At 67.3% G+C, this 19,015-nt stretch carries 17 protein-coding genes, 1 pseudogene and 1 riboswitch; of the genes and pseudogenes, 6 read left to right on the forward strand and 12 right to left on the reverse strand.

Annotated elements, in window-relative coordinates; all coding sequences use genetic code 11:
- Positions 1-50 precede the first annotated feature (50 nt).
- Positions 51-176, reverse strand: a complete 126-nt coding sequence (locus H162_RS35725) for a hypothetical protein (RefSeq protein WP_371846845.1) — start codon at positions 174-176, stop codon at positions 51-53.
- A gap of 218 nt (positions 177-394) precedes the next feature.
- On the opposite strand from H162_RS35725, the pseudogene H162_RS0112165 reads away from it, so the two are divergent.
- Together H162_RS0112165 and H162_RS0112175 are read left to right on the forward strand one after the other, a co-directional pair.
- Positions 395-1,635 (forward strand): annotated as a pseudogene (locus H162_RS0112165) (RNA-guided endonuclease InsQ/TnpB family protein).
- A 153-nt stretch (positions 1,636-1,788) separates the two neighbouring features.
- On the forward strand, positions 1,789-2,148 hold the full coding sequence (locus tag H162_RS0112175) for a hypothetical protein (RefSeq protein ID WP_020653746.1): 360 nt from the start codon (positions 1,789-1,791) through the stop codon (positions 2,146-2,148).
- A gap of 15 nt (positions 2,149-2,163) precedes the next feature.
- Here H162_RS0112175 and H162_RS0112180 read toward each other — a convergent pair whose 3' ends face one another.
- The 7 genes from H162_RS0112180 to H162_RS0112210 all read right to left on the reverse strand — a co-directional run bounded on the left by H162_RS0112180 (position 2,164) and on the right by H162_RS0112210 (position 11,325).
- Positions 2,164-3,528 carry a glycoside hydrolase 5 family protein gene (locus H162_RS0112180; protein WP_040787216.1) on the reverse strand — a complete coding sequence of 455 codons (1,365 nt, stop codon included), beginning with the start codon at positions 3,526-3,528 and terminating at the stop codon, positions 2,164-2,166.
- 130 nt (positions 3,529-3,658) lie between these two features.
- Entirely contained in the window at positions 3,659-4,318 is a 660-nt protein-coding gene (locus H162_RS0112185) for a GNAT family N-acetyltransferase (protein WP_020653748.1), read from the reverse strand.
- A 93-nt stretch (positions 4,319-4,411) separates the two neighbouring features.
- Positions 4,412-5,935, reverse strand: a complete 1,524-nt coding sequence (locus H162_RS0112190) for a diguanylate cyclase (RefSeq protein ID WP_020653749.1) — start codon at positions 5,933-5,935, stop codon at positions 4,412-4,414.
- A gap of 149 nt (positions 5,936-6,084) precedes the next feature.
- Positions 6,085-7,263 carry a multifunctional CCA addition/repair protein gene (locus H162_RS0112195; protein ID WP_020653750.1) on the reverse strand — a complete coding sequence of 393 codons (1,179 nt, stop codon included), beginning with the start codon at positions 7,261-7,263 and terminating at the stop codon, positions 6,085-6,087.
- Positions 7,264-7,265: 2 nt separating this feature from the next.
- Positions 7,266-7,985, reverse strand: coding sequence for a glutathione S-transferase family protein (locus H162_RS0112200; RefSeq protein WP_020653751.1), 720 nt, complete (start codon positions 7,983-7,985; stop codon positions 7,266-7,268).
- 17 nt (positions 7,986-8,002) lie between these two features.
- Positions 8,003-8,965, reverse strand: coding sequence for a complex I NDUFA9 subunit family protein (locus H162_RS0112205; protein ID WP_020653752.1), 963 nt, complete (start codon positions 8,963-8,965; stop codon positions 8,003-8,005).
- Positions 8,966-8,973: 8 nt separating this feature from the next.
- Positions 8,974-11,325, reverse strand: coding sequence for a transglycosylase SLT domain-containing protein (locus H162_RS0112210; protein ID WP_020653753.1), 2,352 nt, complete (start codon positions 11,323-11,325; stop codon positions 8,974-8,976).
- A 62-nt stretch (positions 11,326-11,387) separates the two neighbouring features.
- Here H162_RS0112210 and H162_RS0112215 point away from each other — a divergent pair, with 62 nt between their 5' ends.
- Positions 11,388-12,002, forward strand: a complete 615-nt coding sequence (locus tag H162_RS0112215) for a 5-formyltetrahydrofolate cyclo-ligase (protein ID WP_020653754.1) — start codon at positions 11,388-11,390, stop codon at positions 12,000-12,002.
- 37 nt (positions 12,003-12,039) lie between these two features.
- On the opposite strand, the gene metF is transcribed toward H162_RS0112215, so the two are convergent.
- From metF to metK, 4 genes are all read right to left on the reverse strand, one after another.
- Positions 12,040-12,870 (reverse strand): methylenetetrahydrofolate reductase [NAD(P)H], encoded by an 831-nt coding sequence (metF, locus tag H162_RS0112220; protein WP_020653755.1) that lies wholly within the window; start codon positions 12,868-12,870, stop codon positions 12,040-12,042.
- A complete protein-coding gene (locus H162_RS0112225; protein WP_020653756.1) occupies positions 12,857-13,216 on the reverse strand; it encodes a phage holin family protein in 360 nt (119 codons plus the stop codon). Before H162_RS0112225 ends, metF begins: the two co-directional genes overlap by 14 nt.
- A gap of 121 nt (positions 13,217-13,337) precedes the next feature.
- Positions 13,338-14,753, reverse strand: coding sequence for an adenosylhomocysteinase (gene ahcY, locus H162_RS0112230; RefSeq protein ID WP_020653757.1), 1,416 nt, complete (start codon positions 14,751-14,753; stop codon positions 13,338-13,340).
- A 29-nt stretch (positions 14,754-14,782) separates the two neighbouring features.
- A riboswitch (S-adenosyl-L-homocysteine riboswitch) is annotated at positions 14,783-14,855 on the reverse strand.
- 189 nt (positions 14,856-15,044) lie between these two features.
- Positions 15,045-16,211 (reverse strand): methionine adenosyltransferase, encoded by a 1,167-nt coding sequence (gene metK / locus H162_RS0112235; protein WP_020653758.1) that lies wholly within the window; start codon positions 16,209-16,211, stop codon positions 15,045-15,047.
- Between the two features lie 184 nt (positions 16,212-16,395).
- On the opposite strand from metK, the gene H162_RS0112240 reads away from it, so the two are divergent.
- The 3 genes from H162_RS0112240 to dapF are packed head-to-tail and all read left to right on the forward strand — an operon-like array spanning position 16,396 to position 18,966.
- On the forward strand, positions 16,396-17,247 hold the full coding sequence (locus H162_RS0112240; RefSeq protein ID WP_026354552.1) for a lysophospholipid acyltransferase family protein: 852 nt from the start codon (positions 16,396-16,398) through the stop codon (positions 17,245-17,247).
- Entirely contained in the window at positions 17,244-18,104 is an 861-nt protein-coding gene (locus tag H162_RS0112245; protein ID WP_020653760.1) for an LpxL/LpxP family acyltransferase, read from the forward strand. The genes H162_RS0112240 and H162_RS0112245 overlap by 4 nt, the downstream gene beginning before the upstream one ends.
- A gap of 10 nt (positions 18,105-18,114) precedes the next feature.
- A complete protein-coding gene (gene dapF, locus H162_RS0112250; protein ID WP_020653761.1) occupies positions 18,115-18,966 on the forward strand; it encodes a diaminopimelate epimerase in 852 nt (283 codons plus the stop codon).
- The last annotated feature ends 49 nt before the right edge of the window (positions 18,967-19,015 follow it).

Consider the following 19,015-nt stretch of genomic DNA (forward strand, 5'->3'; position numbering starts at 1 on the left):
GCAACGGCGATGGGTGCTCCGCCGCAACTGACGGCAATGCAGGACGGCGATCACGGCGCACCGCCCAGAGTTTTTTTGCCGATACTCGGGTAATTTTTCTTCTGACTCATCCGACTCGACACATCCTTCTGACTATTCACCAGCTCGGATATGACTACCTTCGGTGGATAGTTCACCGGCGAGTGAACGTCGTCGTCCTCGCGATTCCACCAATTCCGCCTCAAAGTGCTCGCAGACGCTGGTGAAAATGGCTGAGAGATCGTCGGGGGATCCCGGTGATGAACTTCACGGGGGTACCTTTGTCAAATACCATGTGCACATGCATCAGCAAGTCGCAATGACTTCCGCGTCGAGTATCGTTGTCTCTGCTCATGGACCAAACTATCCGATCCATATGCAATGTCTCCAGGCCTTCAAGTACGAACTGATGCCAAACGGCGCACAGGCGTGCGCGATGCAGCGCTTCGCCGGATCATGTCGGTTCATCTACAACAAGGCATTGGCGCTGCAACAGGATAACTACGCACAGGGCAACCCATTCATTGGCTATGTGGCGATGGCGAAGTTACTGACCGCCTGGCGCAACAGCCCGGAAACACCATGGCTGAAAGAAGCCCCATGCCATGCGTTGCAGCAGGCCTTGAAGAACCTGGACCATGCGTACAAGAATTTCTTCGAGAAACGCGCCGGCTTCCCCGTCTTCAAGCGCAAAGGCAGGGGCGAGCGCTTTCGCTACCCGGACCCGAAGCAGATCAAGCTCGACCAGGCCAACGGCCGCCTGTTCCTGCCCAAGCTCGGCTGGCTGCGCTACCGCAACAGCCGCGAGGTGCTCGGCGAAGTCCGCAACGTCACCGTCAGCCAGAAGGGCGGCAAGTGGTTCACGTCCATCCAGACGCAACGCGAGATTGAATCACCGCTGCCTACTGCAACCACGGCGATCGGCATCGATGTGGGCATTGCGCGCTTTGCCACGTTGAGCGACGGCAGCTTTGTCGCTGCCCTGAACAGCTTCAGGAAGCACCAGCAGCGCCTGGCCAGGTACCAGCGCCGCATGAGCCGCAAGCTCAGGTTCAGCAACAACTGGAAGAAGGCAAAGGCCCGCGTCCAGAAGACTCACAACCGCATCGCCAACGTCCGAAAAGACTTCCTGCACAAGACAAGCACCACGATCAGCCAACACCACGCGCTCGTGTGCATTGAGGACTTGCAGGTCAAGAACATGTCCCGCTCCGCCAGGGGCACGGCCGAACAACCAGGCCGGAAAGTAAAGCAGAAGAGTGGCCTGAACCGCAGCATTCTCGATCAGGGTTGGGGCGAGTTCCGGCGACAGCTTGCCTACAAGCTCGCGTGGCGTGGCGGCATGCTGCTGGCCGTTCCACCGCATCACACCAGCCAGACATGCCCGTGTTGCGGCCATGTGTCGCAGGACAACCGGCGAACGCAGGCGCAATTCCTGTGTGTCGGTTGCGGTTACGAGCAGCACGCCGACGTGGTCGGTGCGATCAATATTCTAGAGCGCGGACAGCGCTTGTTAGCCTGTGGAGAGCCGGTGCTTCAGGCCGCTCGATGAAGCAGGAACCCGCCGAAGCGGCGCGCAGAGCAGCGCGCGGCGCCGTAGGAATCCCCGTCCTTTAGGGTGGGGAGGAGGTCAATACATAATCGATTGCTACTATTATTAACCAAGCGTTACTCCCGGCATTCCGCGGCGGCCCCGGCTGATTTAATGGTGGTCACCGGCATGGCCAGATCCGCCTGAATCTGACCTGGGAAATCGACTGCGACCGCATCATGATCGATGCCAAGCATCTGGGCGACAACGTGGCGCTGTTCCTGGAAATCCCGGCGCGTACCTACGAGGACGACAAGATCCGCGCCGCACTTGGCTTCGATGGCAACTACGGCACCGTGGCCGGACCGCAGGCCCAGAAACTCCGCATGAAGATGGGTGATGGCAGCCTGGGCGACTTCGACAATACCGAAGGCACCCACGTGCGCCGCAACCAGCTCAGCCTGAAACTGGAAAAGGACCTGTGGAACGACTGGCGCAGCGACGGCGCGCGCCACTGGCTGCGGGCCGATGTGCGCGACGCCGCGGGCAAGCTGATCCTGCTGGGTAATCCGATCTACCTGGATCCGCCGGCGCCGTAAGCAGTTGGCGGAGGATCAGGGCGCCGCGGCCGATGCCGCGGGCCGCAGCCAGGGCTGGGTCCTGCCCAGCGCGTGCAGGCGCCGGGCGTGGTCGCCGATGATCCCGAGCGTGCCGGCGTCGCTGTCGAACACCGAGTACAGGCCCTGTTCTTCCTGCGGCGGGTCGCCCATCAGGTCGTTCCCCGGGCGCCACCAGTAATCGGCATTGGCGGCGCGCCCGGCGCCGCCCCAGGCCCAGAAATTCCAGCCCGCGACCGGATCGCCCGCGGCGGCGCGGCGCTGCACCAGTTCGAACACCTCGTGGTAGAAGCGGTCGCGCACCGTGGTCGGGGACTTGATGTCGAACGAGGCGCCGTCGCGGTCCAGGCCGAATTCCTCCAGCACGATCGGCTTGCCCAGGGTTTTGGCGTAGTCGACGTGGACGTTCAGGTAATGCAGGCTCTTGTCCATCATCCCGTCCCAGGTCTCGGCCGGGCGCTTCGAATCGAACCAGCCCCAGTTCTTCGGCCACAGGTGGTAGGTCAGGTAATCGACGGCGGGGGTGCGGTGCGCGTCCAGGAACAGCTGGGCGTCGCGGGCGGAGCCGGCCAGGCCCTCGCTGCCGGTGCTGACCAGGTGGTGGGGGTCGAGCGAGCGGATATAGGCAGCGCTGTCGGCGATCCACTTCACGTAGGCGGCCTTCTCCTCGGGCGTGGCGCTGGCGCTGCCCGGGCGCGGCTCGTTGGCCAGCTGCCAGGACAGGATGGCAGGGTCCTCGCGGTAAGGCTTGCCGGTGACGGTGTTGACCCGCTGGACGACGTGGGCGATGACGCGCCGGTACTCAAGCTGCGCGCGCTCGTTGGTGTAGAAGCGCGCGTTCTCGCGCATGAAGCGCTCGAAGTCCCGGCTCACGTTCGGATCGTGCGCGGGCGTTCCGCCGAACCAGTTCAGGTACTGGGTCATGCCGCCCGACCACTGCCAGAAGTTGTTCAGGTAGAGCACGGCCGTCATGTCGCGCCGGCCCAGTTCGGCCATCAGGAAATCCAGTCCCCGCAGCAGGCTTTCGTCGTAGGCGCCGGGCGCGCTGGTGGTGGCCGGGCTGACGGCGCTCTTCATCGCGGTCTTTTCGGAGACCGCCAGCACGCGCAGGTTGTTGATGCCGAGCGCCTTCAGGCGATCCAGTTCCTTGCCCAGGCGCTCGCGCTGGCCGACCGCGCCCGGGGCGCCGAGGTAGCCGCCGTACCAGAGGTTGGCGCCGGCGATGAAGTAGGGGGCGCCGTGGCGCACGAAGCGCGCTTCCTTGACCGCGACGAAGGCCTGGTGGTCGAGGTCCGCCGCCCGGGTCGATTTCCAGGCGCCGGCCACGAGCAGCACGGCGGCTATGGCGAACGTTCGTTTCATGGTGGGTTCCTCGTGGAGTGCTCAGCTCTTCAGTGGAACATCGTGCATGAACGGGCAGGCGGGGTCAAACAGGCGGAGGTGTTTTGCGCCGTGTTTAGTGCGAACACTAAAAACAGCCGGGGGGAGCTGCCTATTTCCTGGGCGCGAACCACCTGGCCGCGGCGCGCGCGTTGGCCTTGACGGTGTAGTCGATCACGGCGAACTGCTCTTCGAGCGCCTCGGCCATCACGCTGGCCGGGCTGGGGGGCGGCAGCTGCAGGTAGGCGTCGGCCTCGCCGTACTCGCGCTTGATCTGCATCCCGGCCTTCTTCGCGATGTGCATCATGGTCTGGTTCGACGACAGGCACTGCATGTACAGGGTGTCGATGTCCGAATTGCGGCAGTGGATCGCGGCGCGCTGGAACAGGCGGGTGCCGACGCCCTGCCCGCGCGCCGAGGCCGAGACCGAGACCCCGAACTCGGCCACCCGCTCCTTGGTCGTGGCCTTGTCGCGCCCGTCCGCCTGCGCGTCCAGGAAGGCCAGGTGGCCAACGCCGGCCAGCTGGAACAGGCTGTTGTGGACGCCCAGCACGATGTCGCGCGAGAAGTCGATCTTCGCGACATAGGCCTTGACCTGGTCGTCGGGAACGATGCTGCCGAAACGCAGCAGCCGGTCGCTCTTGTCGAGCGCCAGGAAATGCTTGAGCACCCGGCGGCGGTCGCGCTCGCCCAGTTCCTTGACCAGCACGGCCGGTCCGCCCTTCTTTCCGCTCAGGCCCCGGAACCAGCGGCGCAGAGGATTGTCCCACATGTTCGCACCCTTATTGTGCACTGCAACAAAACATTCTAGCCCATTCGGCGAGACCCTGCCCGAGCACCCGTTTTCCGTGCAGCAATGCCAACCTCAGGGCCACTGGGACTGCGGACTGACCACGAACACGCCCTTGCCGGACTGCTTGGCCTCGTACATGGCCTTGTCGGCATCGGCCAGCAGCGCGGCCTGGCCGCGTGCCGCGCCGGCATGGCCACGGGCGCTGGCGATGCCGATGCTGGCCGAGATCCTGACCGGATTGCCGTCGGCCTCGGTGATCGATTCGATCTGGCTGAGCGCCAGCTGGGCCACGCGCAGCGCGCCCTCGCGCGAGGCGACGTCTTCCAGCAGGATGACGAACTCGTCGCCGCCGAGGCGGGCCAGCGCATCCTCGGCGCGCAGCTTGTCCTGGACCCGGCGCGCCACCATCTGCAGCACCAGGTCGCCGCTGGCATGGCCCCAGGTGTCGTTGACGGCCTTGAAGCCGTCGAGGTCGATGAACATGATGACCACGACGCTGTCGCGGCGGTCGGCGCGGGTGAGCGCCCGCTCGAGCACGCGGGTCAGCTGGCGGTAGTTGATCAGGCCGGTCAGGCTGTCGTGCTGGGCCAGGCGTTCGAGCTGCTTCGACTGCGCCTCCAGTTCCGCGGTGCGCTCGGCGACGCGGTGTTCCAGGGTTTCGTTGGATGCCTGCAGGCGCTGGTTGACTTCGCCGATGATGCGGTAGCTGCGGCGCAGGCGCCAGCCGGCATAGGCCAGCAGCACCAGCAGCACGGCCGAATACGCGAACAGGTAGCCGCGGAAGCGCTGGCGCTCCATCAGCACGGTGTCGAAGGAGCGGTCGATCTCGCGCCCCAGGCGGTCGAGGGCGGCGGCGGTGCCGGTCGCGGCGATCTGGGCCTCGAAGCGGTTCTCGAGCGGACGCTTTTCGAGGATCACCCGGCAGCTGTGGATCAGGGCATCCATCTTCTCGACCACCGCCGGCGAGAACGCGATCTGCTGGGCCGCGACATCGCCCAGGATGGCGTCGATGCGGGTCGCCAGCGCCGGCGTGGGCGCCAGGTTGTAGCGCAGGATCTCGGTGAGCAGCGAATTCAGGGTGGTGTCGAGCCGGACCACGATGCGCGCCGGCGCCAGCGCGCCCTCGATGCCGCTCAGTTCGGTCTTCAGGTCGGCGACCGCCGGCGGCACGTGCTGCAGCGCCTCGCGCAGCGGCCGGTTCTGGCGCGCGAACTGGGCCACCAGTTCTTCCTTGGCGCGCAGCGCCGCCTGCAGCTGCGCGTAGGCCTCCGGCGCGGTGGCGCCGCTGGTGTGCGGCAGCGCCTCTTCCACGCGCGCCATCAGGTCGTGCATGCGCGGCAGCTGGTTGGTCAGGCGCGGATCGGCCGGCGCGCGGCCGATATGGGCGCGCAGGATGTTGACATCCCATTCGGCGTCGAGCTTCTCCAGTTCGCGCACGCTCAGCATGACCCGGTTGCGGATCTCGGGATCCACGCCCTCGGTGCGAATGAACAGGAAAGCGAGCAGCATGCTCAGGATGATGACCGCCGCACTCGCCAACAACAGGCGGCGGCGCGGACTCGGGTTCGCGGCACGCCGCTCCAGCACGGCTTTCATGGTTTTCCTCCAACGCAACAAAATAGCTAACAATGAAGGATAGCAAAACAAATGGTTCAGCTGCGCACGGCGGGTCGACATGCCGGGCGGGGGCAGCATGAACCGTCCGCGCTCGCACGGAGCGCGCGGGAGGAAACGCTGCCCCGGGGTCAGCGGACGTCGCCCAGGGCCTCCCCGACGGCCCGTACCCGCGCCGCATGGATGGCTTCTGGAATCTTATCCTTGTTTTCGACATGGCGTTGCGCGATCTCGCCCGCGTTCACGGCGCGCGCCGCCGCCAGCGCGCGCAGCAGATGGAGCCCCTGGGGATAGGGCCGGGAGCGCAGCGCGTGCTGCGCGCCGCCGCGCCCGTGCGCATCGCATTCGGCCGCCTGCAGCATCTGGGCGAAGCGTTCCGGCTTGCGGAAGGCGTCGCAGCGCTCGAACAGCGTGACGATGGCGTCCGCGGGAAGGGCTTGCGCCCGGCCGATGTTGCCATGTTCGCGCGCCGTCATCAGGGCCAGGTCGCGGCATTCGTTGGGCGCCTTCAGGCGCTGGCAGAGCGCCCTGATCGGGTCCAGGCCGTGGCCGGCCGGCTGCTGGCCGGGCGCGCTGGCGCCCTGGCCCAGGCCGTGCACCAGGGCGGCGAAGCGGATCTCGAGCGGATACCCGCATTCGGCGGCGTAGTCGATCACCAGCAGCAGGTGCGCGCCCCACAGCGCATCGAGTTCGGGCAGGATGTGCGCCAGCGCGCCGCAGTCGCGCAGCACCTCCAGCATGCGCGACGGGCGCTGTTCCATCAGGCCGCGCGCCAGTTCCTGCCAGACGCGCTCGGGCACCAGGGCGTCGGCCTCGCCCTCCTCCACCATGCGCCGCATCAGCGCATTGGTCGTCTCGGCCACGCGGAATTCGGGCAGGCGGGCGGCGAAGCGCGCCACCCGCAGGATGCGCACCGGGTCCTCGGCGAAGGCGCCGGACACGTGGCGGAACAGGCGCTGTTCCAGGTCCTGGCGGCCGCCGTAGGGATCGACGATGGCGCCGTCCTCGTCGCGCGCCATGGCGTTGATGGTCAGGTCGCGCCGGACCAGGTCCTGCTCGAGGGTGACGTCGGGCGCGGCGTGGAAGGCGAAGCCGCGGTAGCCGGGCGCCGTCTTGCGCTCGGTGCGCGCCAGCGCGTACTCCTCCTGGGTCCCGGGATGCAGGAACACCGGGAAATCCTTGCCCACCGGGCGAAAGCCGGCCGCCACCATCTGTTCGGGCGTGGCGCCGACCACGACATGGTCATGGTCCTGCACCGGCAGCCCGAGCAGCTCGTCGCGCACGGCGCCGCCGACTACGTAACTGCGCATGCTCAATCGCCCGGCAGCTCGGCGTCGTGCAGCGGGGTCGGATCGGCCTCAAGCATGGCTTCCTCGACCCAGCGCGCCACCGCCGGATGCGCCAGCACGCGCTCGCAATAGGCCTGCAGCGCCGGCGCCAGCGCCACGCCGTAGGTCTTGAAGCGGGTGACCACCGGTGCATAGAAGGCGTCCGCGATCGAGAAGTCGCCGAACAGGAAATGGTGGTGGCCGAAGCGCGACAGGCAGTCTTCCCAGATCTCGCAGATGCGCCCGATGTCGGCCTGCGCGCCCGGGGTGCGGCCGCGGCCCGGCAGGCGCGCCTGGATGTTCATCGACATGGCCGAGCGCAGCGCCGGGAAGCCCGAGTGCATCTCGGCCACGACCGAGCGCGCCAGCGCGCGCGCGGCGACGTCCTGCGGCCACATGTGCTTGTCCGGGAACTGCTCGGCCAGGTATTCGACGATCGCCAGGCTGTCCCAGATCGTCATCTCGCCCGCCAGCAGCACCGGCACCCGGCCGGCGTGCGAATAGCGCGCGATGTTGGCCGCGGTGTCGGCCTGGTCGAGCAGCACGCGCACCTCGGTGAATGGAATGCCGAACGCGACCGCCGCCACCCAGGGCCGCATCGACCACGACGAGACATTCTTGTTGCCGATGACGAGCGTCAGGCCCGGCTGGCGGGCCTGGTCCAGGGTGTGCGAGAGGATCGGGTCGAGTTCGATGGTCTGCATGGGCTTCCAGTCATGAATTAGCGTCCGGCGCGGGCGCGGTAGGCGTCGAGGGGGTCCGTGGGCGTCAGGTAGTGCGGCGCGGCAACCTCGATCGGAGTGAGCTTGATTCCCAGCGCTTCCGCTGTCAAGGCCTGGGTGGCCGGATCGACGACATTATCGACCTTCATCGAGTCGAGGTTGTCGCGGCTGATCAGGGGCTCGCCCGGCATCATCTCGAACATGCCCGCCTGCATGCGTGCCATCCAGTCCGGCAGGGGCACCACGCTGCGCTCGCAGCCGGCATAGCGGCCGGCCATCCGCACCAGGTCGGCCAGGGTGTAGACCTCGGGCCCGCCCAGTTCGATCACGGCGCCGCGCGTGTGCGGCTGCGCCAGCACCCGTGCGAAGGCCTCGGCGACATCGCCGACGTAGATCGGCTGGAAGCGCGCATCGGCGCAGGCCAGCGGAATGACCGGAAAGTGGCGCTGCATGCGCGCGAACATGGTCAGCAGATGGTCGCCCGGGCCGAACACCACGGAGGGCCGGAAGATGGTCGCCGCGACCGCGGGATGGCTGCGGGCGGCGGCCTCGCCATCGGCCTTGGAGCGCTGGTACATCGAGGGGGCGTTCGGACCCGCGCCCAGGGCGCTCATGTGCAGGTAGCGCGGCACGCCGGCCGCCGCGCAGGCCTCGACGATGCGGCGCGGCAGGTCCACGTGCAGGCGCCGGTGCCTGGCGCCATAGGGCCGGCCATGCCCGCCATGCAGGACGCCGACCAGGTTGATCACCGCGTCGCGCCCCGCCACCAGGCCGCGCAGCACGGCGTCGTCGTGCACATTGGCCAGCGTGACGTCCACGCCGGGCAGCATCGTCAGGTGCTTGGCGCCCTCGTAGTGGCGCGCCGGCACCAGCACGTTCACCCCGCCTTCCGAGAGGCGGGCGGCCAGGTGGCAGCCGATGAAACCGGTTGCCCCGATCATCACGACATTCATATCGCGCATGATGGGCCTCAGTCCAGGACCGAACCGCTGCGTGGATTGACCGTGGCCAGGCGCGCCTTGATCGACTGCGGGCGCTGTTCGAACACGGCGGCGTAGTTGGTGGCGTTGGCCATCACGTTGCGTACGTAGCCGCGCGTTTCCGAGAATGGAATGGTCTCGACGAAGACCGCGCCCTCCATCGGCTCGGTCAGCAGGCCGCGCCAGGCGCGTGCGCGCCCCGGACCGGCGTTGTAGGCGGCGGTCGCGAGCACCTGCGAACCGTCGAAGTTCCCCAGTACCATGTTCATGTAATTGGCTCCCAGCGTGATATTGGTCCGCAAGTCCGTCAACATGTCATGCACAAAATTATCCAGGCCAATCTTGGTCGCTACCCATTTGCCGGTGGCGGGCATCACCTGCATCAGGCCGGACGCGCCGACCCCGGAACGCGCGTCCTGGATGAAACGCGATTCCTGGCGAATCAGGCCATACACCCAGGCCTTGTCCAGCCCCAGCCCCTGCGCCGTGGGGTGCAGGATCTCGAAGTGGGGCGCAGGGAAGCGCTGGGCATAGTCTAACTCGGTCCGCGTGCGCAGTGAGGTTTCCACCATGCGGTCGAGCAGCTGGTTGCGGCGCGCGAATTCGCCGACGGCCAGCAGCTGGCGTTCAGACATCCCGCGCAGCGCCCAGTTCCATTCGCGGTTGCCTTCGGCGCGCAGGCGCAGGGCATAGAACTTCAGGGCGCGATGCAGGCTCGGATTGGCGCCGGCCTGGGCCAGTTCGGCGGCCGTCACCGGGGCGGCCGGCGGCGGCGCCGTCACCATCCGGCCCAGTTCCTCCATCGCCAGCTGGCCATAGAAATGGGACTGCACCGCGATCTTCTCGAACAGCGCGCGCGCCTCGTCGCCGCGGCCCTCGGCCTTGTAGGCCCGGCCCAGCCAGTAGACCCAGGCGTTCTCGGCGCGCAAGGCCGCCGGCATGGCTTCGATGCTCGAGCGCACCTGCTTCCAGTCGCCGTTGCGCAGCGCGATCCGGGTCTTCCACTGCATCTGCTCGTTCGTCAGCTGGGCGCCGTTGGTGCGCCGCCAGTAGGCCGATGCTTCCGGCGACAGCACGATCGAGGCCGCCAGCGCCACGTTGGCCCAGCCGATCGCGCGTTCCTCGGAGCTCAGCCTGGGCGCGTTCTTCTCGAGCGCCACCACGGCCAGCTTCAGGCTGGTGCGCGCCATGCGGCCGAGGGCGACCAGGTAGATCTGCCGTTCGGCGCGGCTGTTGCCGATGCCGCGCGCCAGCGCCACGGCCGGCACGTCGACCGCCTGCGCGGCGCGGGTGTCGGAAGCGCCCAGCAGCGCGGCGGTACGGCGCGCCGGGCCGGTGGCGTTCATCTCGCCGGCCAGGCGCAGCTGCCACAGCAGCTCGGCCTCGCTCAGCTCTCCGCGCTGCGCCAGCTCGGCCATCAGCGCGGCGCAGCCTTCGCCATAGGCGGGAGGATTGTTCAGCAGCGCGCGCGCTTCCGCGCCCACCCGTTCGCCGCGGCCGGCGCGCGCCACCAGGGCGTAGCAGCGGATCTGCAGGTCGTCGTCCCGGGCCAGCTTGCCCATTTCGCGCTCGAAGCTGGACCAGTCGCGGCGGCGGCCCAGTTCGAGCAGCCAGTCGGCGCGCAGGCGCTCGGCCACCGCCGTGCCGGCGTGGCGCTGGAGCGCCGCGTGGATTTCCTCGGGCGCGGCGTCGCGCAGCCGGGGTTTCAGACGATAATAGTCGACATAGGAGGCCAGCGAATAGTTCGGCAGGCGCGAGGCCAGCGCATGGGCGCGCGCGGCGTCGTTCTGGCGCACCGCTTCGCGCAGCAGCAGGAAGTTGTCGTCGTCGGCGCGCGTGTCCGTGTTCGGGGCAAGGGCGCCGGGCGCGGCGACAGCCGGTGCGGCGCCGTACTGCCTGGCGCCGTTCTGCGGCGCGGCGCCGCTGTGGGTCGCACCGTTCTGCGTCATGCCGTTCTGCCTGGGGCCATTCTGCGTGGCGGCGCCCGGCGCAGCGGCGCCCGGCCTCGCGACACCCGGCGCGACGACGCTCGGCGGCGTGCCCGGCACGCTGGGTGCGCCGGCCGGAACGGCAGGCACGGTAGCATGCGGTACGCCCGCCTGCGGCGGGACTTGCTGGGGTGATGCCTGCTGGGGCATGGGCTGCTGCGGCGCTGCCTGCTGGGGCGAAGCCGGCTGGGACGTGGCCTGCTGGGGCAGCGGCGGCTGGACGGCAGGCGGCAAGGGTGCGGCCTGCTCGGCCGAGGCCTCTTCGGACACTTCCGGCTCAGGAGGATCTTCCTGTGCCAGGGCCGCGCCTGGCATCAGCGCAAGGGACAAGACAAGGGCAATGGCGGTCGGCATGACGCCGGCTGTCAATCTCGATTGAAACATCCACAACTCTCAAAGTACGCTGCATTCAAACCATGACCGGCGATTCAAGAATACCACGCGGCTCCGGGCTCCTGCCAGACGCTTCCGCAAGAGCAGGTGACATCCAGCAACAGGACAAGGCGGCCCTGCGCAACGCCCTCAAGGCGCGCCGCCGCGCGATCGAGCCGGCGACCAAGCACGCCTGGGACGACCGCATCGGTGCGCAAGTCGTGGCCTGGCTGCGCGACCATCCGCAGGCGATGCTGGGTGTCTACTGGCCGCTGGCGGGCGAACCGGACTTGCGTCCAGCCTACGCGGAAATGGCCGAGGCAGGCGTACGGCTGGCGCTGCCTGTCGTGGTGGCGCGCGACACGGCGCTCGAATTTGCTGAATGGATACCGGGCGAGCCGACGGTCGCGGACCGCATGGGCGTGGCGGTGCCGGCCGAGCTGCGCATGGTGGCGCGGCCGCCGGCGCTCCTGATTCCCTGCCTGGGATTCAATGCCCTGGGCTACCGGGTGGGATATGGCGGCGGGTTCTACGACCGCACCCTGGCGCCACAACCGCGGCCGGCGACCCTGGGCGTCGCGTATGCATGCCAGCTGGTGGAATTCGAGGGAGCGGCGCACGATGTGCCGCTGGACCGGGTGATTACCGAGGAAACCTGACCGGCGCCCGGAGGGCCGCGACGCCGGTCAGAAGGCCTCAGCCGCGCAGGCGCTGCCAGAGCGCGGTGGTCGCCGCCGCCTGGTTCATGCTGTAGAAGTGCAGGCCCGGCGCGCCGCCGGCCAGCAGGCGCTCGCACAGCGCCGTCACGACGTCCAGGCCGAAGGCCTTGATCGACGCGCTGTCGTCGCCGAAGCTGGCCAGCTTCAGGCGCACCCAGCGCGGGATCTCGGCGCCGCACATGTCCGAGAAGCGCATCAGCTGCGTGTAGTTCGTGATCGGCATGATGCCGGCCACGATCGGCACCTCGATGCCGAGCTTGCGCACGTTGTCGACGAACTGGAAATACGCGTCCGGGTTGTAGAAGTACTGGGTGATGGCCGCGTTGGCGCCGGCCTGCACCTTGCGCGCGAAGTTCTGCAGGTCGTCCTGCGGCGAACGCGCCTGCGGGTGCATCTCGGGATAGGCGGCGACCTCGATGCGGAACCAGTCGCCGGTCTCCTGGCGGATGAACTCGACCAGCTCGTTCGCATAGCGGAACTCGCCGCCGGCGCCGTAGCCGCTCGGCAGGTCGCCGCGCAGCGCCACCAGGCGCCGGATGCCGGCATCCTGGAACTGCTTGAGGATGTCGCGGATCGACTCGCGCGTGCCGCCGATGCACGACAGGTGCGGCGCGGCTTCATGGCCTTCGGACTGGATCTCGAGCACCGTCTGCAAGGTGCCCTGCTGGGTCGTGCCGCCGGCGCCGAAGGTCACCGAAAAGTACTTCGGGTGCAGCTCGGCCAGCTTCTGGCGCACGACGCGCAGCTTGTCCGCGCCCTCCGCCGTCTTGGGCGGGAAGAACTCGATACTGAAATCAGGGGTTTCCATTGTCTTTGTTCGAGAGAAGCAAGGTGGAGAGCGCCCACGAAATGATGCTGTACAGGATGGCCGCGAGGAAGGCCGCCCAGAATCCCGCCACTTCGAAGCCCTCGATCCAGTGCGACACCAGCCAGAACAGCAAGGCGTTCAGCACCAGGATGAACAGGCCCATCGACACCAGGGTAACCGGCAGGGTCAGGATCACCAGCACCGGACGGATCAGGGTATTGACCAGTCCCAGCACCAGCGCGGCGATGACCGCGGTGGTGAAATTCGAGATGGTGACGGAGTGCATCAGGTAAGGCAGGGCCATCAAGGCAAGGGCATTGATCAGCCAGGTCAGGAGCAGGCGCATCGGGAGAATCGGTTTTCGTGGTACGCGGGCGCGTTCGAGGCGCCCGGCTATGGGAATGGTGTCGTCCCTGGCGGACGCCCGCGAAGGCGCCCGCCGGGGCGGTACTGCCGGCCAGCGTTAATCAATAACGGTAGTGTTCCGGCTTGTACGGACCTTCCTGGCTCACCGAGATATAGGCGGCCTGCTCTTCGGTCAGCTGGGTCAGCTGCGCGTTCAGCTTCTTCAGCTGCAGGCGCGCCACCTTCTCGTCCAGCTTCTTCGGCAGCGTGTACACGCCCACCGGGTACTGCGCGGTGTTCGCGAACAGCTCGATCTGGGCGATGGTCTGGTTCGCGAACGAGGAGCTCATCACGTACGACGGGTGGCCGGTGCCGCAGCCCAGGTTCACCAGGCGGCCTTCGGCCAGCAGGATGATGCGCTTGCCATCAGGGAAGATGACGTGGTCGACCTGCGGCTTGATGTTTTCCCACTCGTACTTCTTGAGCGCCGCGACTTCGATTTCGTTGTCGAAGTGGCCGATGTTGCAGACGATCGCCTGGTCCTTCATGCGCTTCATGTGCTCTTCGGTGATCACGTGGTAGTTGCCGGTCGCGGTCACGAAGATGTCGCCGTGTTCGGCGGCATAGTCCATGGTCACCACGCGGTAGCCTTCCATCGCGGCCTGCAGGGCGCAGATCGGGTCGATCTCGGTCACCCACACCTGGGCCGACAGGGCGCGCAGGGCCTGGGCCGAGCCCTTGCCGACGTCGCCGTAGCCGGCCACGACCGCCACTTTGCCGGCGACCATGACGTCGGTGGCGCGCTTGATGCCGTCGACCAGCGATTCGCGGCAGCCGTACAGGTTGTCGAACTTCGACTTGGTGACGGAGTCGTTGACGTTAATCGCCGGGAAGGCCAGCTTGCCTTCGGCGTGCATCTGGTACAGGCGGTGCACGCCGGTGGTGGTTTCCTCGGTCACGCCCAGGATCTGCGGCAGGCGCTTCGAGTACCACTGCGGATCGCGCGCCAGGCGGCCCTTGATCGAGTTGAACAGGCAGATTTCCTCTTCCGAACCCGGCTTGTCGAGCACCGAGATGTCCTTCTCGGCGCGCACGCCCAGGTGCAGCAGCAGGGTGGCGTCGCCGCCGTCGTCCAGGATCATGTTGGCGTACACGCCCTCGCCCGGCCATTCGAAGATGCGGTGGGTGTATTCCCAGTATTCGTCCAGGGTCTCGCCCTTGACGGCGAACACCGGGGTGCCGACCGCGGCGATGGCGGCGGCGGCGTGGTCCTGGGTCGAGTAGATGTTGCACGAGGCCCAGCGCACGGTGGCGCCCAGGGCTTCCAGGGTGCGGATCAGGACCGCGGTCTGGATGGTCATGTGCAGCGAACCGGCGATGCGCGCGCCCTTCAGCGGCTGGCTGGCGGCGTATTCCTCGCGGATGGCCATCAGGCCCGGCATCTCGGTTTCGGCGATGCGGATTTCCTTCTCGCCCCAGGCGGCCAGGGAGATGTCGGCGATGTGGTAGTCGGGAAGATCTTTGAGTACGGCGCTCATCACGCCCTCCTTTCAATGTTTAGAAAAAAGTAACGTGAGCGCGGTTGCTGATATCCGAGCCTGGCGAAAGAAGGATCTTTCGTCGCAACGCTCCTCGGAACGGGCTAGTTTAGCACGGAATGATGGTGGTTTGTGCGAGGTTGTGCGCGCTTGCAGGTAGCTGCGGGAGGTTGCGGGACAAACCGGAATGGGATGGCGTGCGGGCAAACCCCGGGGTCCCCGCCTTCGCGGGGATCCCGGGTTCGACGCGCAGGCGGAACGTTTCCGCCTGGCGTCACAACTGGCTACTACTTAGGAAAGACCCGCTTCGGCGCGCAGCAGCGCCGCCTTGTCGGTGCGCTCCCAGGTGAATTCCGGCTCTTCGCGGCCGAAGTGGCCGTAGGCGGCGGTCTTGGTGTAGATCGGGCGCAGCAGGTCGAGCATCTGCACGATGCCCTTCGGGCGCAGGTCGAAGTGCTCCATCACCAGCTTGGCGATCTGGTCGTCGGGGATCACGCCGGTGCCTTCGGTATACACGGTGATGTTGATCGGACGCGCCACGCCGATCGCGTAGCTGACCTGCACCTGGCACTGGCGCGCCAGGCCGGCGGCCACGACGTTCTTCGCCACGTAGCGGGCCGCATAGGCGGCCGAGCGGTCCACCTTCGACGGGTCCTTGCCCGAGAACGCGCCGCCGCCGTGCGGCGCAGCGCCGCCGTAGGTGTCGACGATGATCTTGCGGCCGGTCAGGCCGCAGTCGCCCTGCGGGCCGCCGATGACGAAGCGGCCGGTCGGGTTGACCAGGAAGCGGGTCTCGTTCAGCCACTCGGCCGGCAGCACCTTCTTGATGATTTCCTCGACGACCGCTTCTTCGATCTGCGAGTGGGTGATCTCAGGTGCGTGCTGGGTCGACAGCACCACGGTGTCGACCGCCACCGGACGGCCGTTCACGTAGCGCAGGGTGACCTGCGACTTGGCGTCCGGACGCAGCCATGGCAGGCGGCCATCCTTGCGCAGCTGCGACTGGCGCTCGACCAGGCGGTGCGCGTAGTAGATGGCGGCCGGCATCAGTTCCGGGGTCTCGTCGCAGGCATAGCCGAACATCAGGCCCTGGTCGCCCGCACCCTGGTCGAGGTCGATGCCCGCGCCTTCGTCCACGCCCTGGGCGATGTCCGGCGACTGCTTGTCGTAGCAGACCATGACCGCGCAGCCCTTGTAGTCGATGCCGAACTCGGTGTTGTCGTAGCCGATGCGCTTGATGGTGTTGCGCGCGACCTGGATGTAGTCGACGTTGGCGTGCGTGGTGATTTCGCCCGCCAGCACCACCAGGCCGGTGTTGCACAGGGTTTCGGCGGCGACGCGCGCGCGCGGATCCTGTTCCAGGATGGCGTCGAGGATGGCGTCGGAAATCTGGTCGGCGACCTTGTCGGGATGGCCTTCCGAGACCGACTCGGAAGTAAAGAGGTAGTCGTTGGACATGCTAGCTCCAAGTTACTGTTCAAAAAAATGCCGCAGCAACCTGATGCCTGCGACGCTTTAGCGACATTTATATTCCGCTTCGCAAGTTGTCTATTAACTCGGCGGATCCTGCATAAAGTGGTATTTTACGCTCCTTGTGAATTTTGGTGTGGAAACCCTCGCGCCTTTCAACCCTGGTCAACCGATGCTAGTCGTTCTCTTCCGCTTTCTATCCGTGTTTCCCTTGCCATTCCTGCATGCCCTCGGGGCAGGCCTGGGGTGGCTGGTCTACCTTGCCTCCCCTTCCTACCGCCGGCGCCTGCGCGACAACCTGGCCCGCGCCGGCTATGACAGCCACCGGCGCCAGGCCGTCGCCGAGGCCGGGAAAGCCATCATCGAGCTGGCTTTCGTCTGGTGCGCCAATCCTGAACGGGTGGCGCGCCACGCTTCCGTCGAGAATTTCGAGCTGGTCCAGTCCAGGCTCGACGCCGGACGCGGCATTGTGTTCCTGACGCCACACCTGGGCTGTTTCGAGATGACCGCGCAGCAGATCGCGCTGCAGACGGCGCTCACCGTGATGTACCGCCCGCCGCGCAAGAGCGCCCTCAAGCCGCTGGTCGAAGGCGCGCGCGCGCGCCACAACCTGCACCTGGCGCCGGCCAACCTGGCGGGCGTGCGGATCCTGGCCAAGACCCTGAAGAGCGGCCAGCCGATCGGCCTGCTGCCCGACCAGGTGCCGCAGGAAGGCGAAGGCGTGTGGGCGCCGTTCTTCGGCCGCATGGCCTACACCATGACCCTGCCGGCCAAGCTGGCCCAGCTGGGCAAGGCCGACATCCTGCTGACCTATGCCGAACGCCTGCCGAAGGGGGCCGGCTTCGTGGTGCGCTTCGTGCCCTTCGAGGGCGACCTGGGCGGCACCCCGGCCGAGCAGGCGGCCGCGATCAACCGCGCGATGGAGCAGCTGATCGCACGCTGCCCGGCGCAATATTTCTGGAGTTACAACCGCTACAAGCAGCCGGAAGGCGTGGCCGCCCCGGAAAGCGAGGCCGCGGCATGAGAATCCTGATCGGTTTCATGTGGCTGCTGCATTTCCTGCCGCTGCCTGTCCTCGGCCGCTTCGGCGAGGCGATCGGCAGCCTGATGTTCTTCATCCTGCGCAAGCGCCGCCATATCGCCCTGACCAACCTGCGCCTGTGCCTGCCCGAAGTGGACGAGCGCGAGCGCCGCGCGCTCGCGCACCGCCATTTCCGCGCCTATGCGCGCAGCATCTTCGAGCGCTCGATCCTGTGGTGGGCGCCCGAGGAGCGCGTGCGCAGCCTGATCCAGGTCGAGCCGGCCGTGCCGCAGGCGCAGATGGAAGCGGGCCCGACCATCCTGCTGTGCCCGCACTTCGTGTGCCTGGACGTGGCCGGCGTCGCCTCGCGCGTGATCCCGGTGTGCAGCATGTACGTGCCGCAGAAGAACGCAGCCTTCGACAGGCTGCTGCGCCACGGCCGCGAGCGCTATGGCCCGGTGCGCCTGGTCACGCGCAAGGAAGGCATCAAGCCGATCCTGCGCGCGCTGCGCGACGGCCTGCCCTACTTCATGCTGCCCGACATGGACTTCGGCGAGAAGGATGCCGAGTTCGTGCCCTTCTTCGGCATCCCGGCCGCCACCCTGACCGCACTGGGGCGGATCGCCGCCACCACCGGCGCCAAGGTGATCCCGGTGATCGCCACCTACCTGCCGAACTACCAGGGCTGGAAGGTGGTGTTCTACCCGGCATGGGAGAATTACCCCGGCGACGACATGGTGGAGGCGACGCGCCGCATGAACGCCTTCATCGAGGACCGCGTGCGCGAAGCGCCGGCGGAATACTTCTGGACCCACAAGCGCTTCAAGACCCGTCCGCCGGGCGAACCTTCTCTTTATTGAAAAGACGATCATGAAACTGACATTCACCAAGATGCACGGCGCCGGCAACGACTTCATCGTGGTCGACGCGATCAACCAGCAGGTGGAACTCTCGCCCGAACAGTGGCGCCGGCTGGCCGACCGCCGCTTCGGCATCGGCGCCGACCAGATCCTGGTCGTCGAGCGTCCGACCGAAGCCGGCGTGGACTTCCGCTACCGGATCTTCAACAACGACGGCGGCGAGGTCGAACAGTGCGGCAACGGTTCGCGCGCCTTCGTCCGCTTCGTGGTCGACAAGGGCTTGAGCAGGGAGCGCAGCATCCGCGTCCAGACCATGTCGGGCATCATCTCCCCGCGCCTGGAAGACGACGGCAGCGTCACCGTGGACATGGGCGCGCCGCGCCTGGATCCGGCCGAGGTACCGTTCGACAACACTGGCCTGGGCGGCTGGACCGAGGGCGACGATACCCTGTGGCCGGTGCAGGTAGAGGGCAAGAACGTGTTCGTGTCGGTGGTCTCGATGGGCAACCCGCACGCGGTGCAGGTGGTCGACGACGTCGACACCGCCCCGGTGGCCCAGACCGGCCCGGCGATCGAGTCGCATGCGCGCTTCCCGAAGCGCGTGAACGCCGGCTACATGCAGGTGATGGACCGCCATCACATCCGCCTGCGGGTCTACGAGCGCGGCGCCGGGGAAACCCTGGCTTGCGGCACCGGCGCCTGCGCGGCGGTGGTGGCGGGGATCCGGCGCGGGCTGCTCGATTCGCCGGTGCGGGTGTCGGCGCGTGGGGGCGAACTCAGTATCGCGTGGGCGGGTGAAGGACAGCCGGTGTATCTGAGCGGGCCGGCGGTGACGGTGTTCGAGGGCGAGATCGAGATTTGACTCCCTGACCTGCCGGCAAACCCGGGTCCCCGCCCTCGCGGGGACTGAA

It is taken from the genome of Massilia niastensis DSM 21313, from assembly GCF_000382345.1.
Lineage (GTDB): Bacteria > Pseudomonadota > Gammaproteobacteria > Burkholderiales > Burkholderiaceae_D > Telluria > Telluria niastensis.

Coding starts and splice junctions, on each gene's coding strand:
- H162_RS0112180 (WP_040787216.1), bottom strand. CDS start 3,528: ATGAAACGAACGTTCGCCATAGCCGCCGTGCTGCTCGTGGCCGGCGCC.
- dapF (WP_020653761.1), top strand. CDS start 18,115: ATGAAACTGACATTCACCAAGATGCACGGCGCCGGCAACGACTTCATC.
- H162_RS0112195 (WP_020653750.1), bottom strand. CDS start 7,263: ATGCGCAGTTACGTAGTCGGCGGCGCCGTGCGCGACGAGCTGCTCGGG.
- ahcY (WP_020653757.1), bottom strand. CDS start 14,753: ATGAGCGCCGTACTCAAAGATCTTCCCGACTACCACATCGCCGACATC.
- H162_RS0112175 (WP_020653746.1), top strand. CDS start 1,789: ATGATCGATGCCAAGCATCTGGGCGACAACGTGGCGCTGTTCCTGGAA.
- metF (WP_020653755.1), bottom strand. CDS start 12,870: ATGGAAACCCCTGATTTCAGTATCGAGTTCTTCCCGCCCAAGACGGCG.
- H162_RS0112225 (WP_020653756.1), bottom strand. CDS start 13,216: ATGCGCCTGCTCCTGACCTGGCTGATCAATGCCCTTGCCTTGATGGCC.
- H162_RS0112210 (WP_020653753.1), bottom strand. CDS start 11,325: ATGCCGACCGCCATTGCCCTTGTCTTGTCCCTTGCGCTGATGCCAGGC.
- metK (WP_020653758.1), bottom strand. CDS start 16,211: ATGTCCAACGACTACCTCTTTACTTCCGAGTCGGTCTCGGAAGGCCAT.
- H162_RS0112245 (WP_020653760.1), top strand. CDS start 17,244: ATGAGAATCCTGATCGGTTTCATGTGGCTGCTGCATTTCCTGCCGCTG.
- H162_RS0112240 (WP_026354552.1), top strand. CDS start 16,396: ATGCTAGTCGTTCTCTTCCGCTTTCTATCCGTGTTTCCCTTGCCATTC.
- H162_RS0112215 (WP_020653754.1), top strand. CDS start 11,388: ATGACCGGCGATTCAAGAATACCACGCGGCTCCGGGCTCCTGCCAGAC.
- H162_RS0112200 (WP_020653751.1), bottom strand. CDS start 7,985: ATGCAGACCATCGAACTCGACCCGATCCTCTCGCACACCCTGGACCAG.
- H162_RS0112205 (WP_020653752.1), bottom strand. CDS start 8,965: ATGCGCGATATGAATGTCGTGATGATCGGGGCAACCGGTTTCATCGGC.
- H162_RS0112190 (WP_020653749.1), bottom strand. CDS start 5,935: ATGAAAGCCGTGCTGGAGCGGCGTGCCGCGAACCCGAGTCCGCGCCGC.
- H162_RS0112185 (WP_020653748.1), bottom strand. CDS start 4,318: ATGTGGGACAATCCTCTGCGCCGCTGGTTCCGGGGCCTGAGCGGAAAG.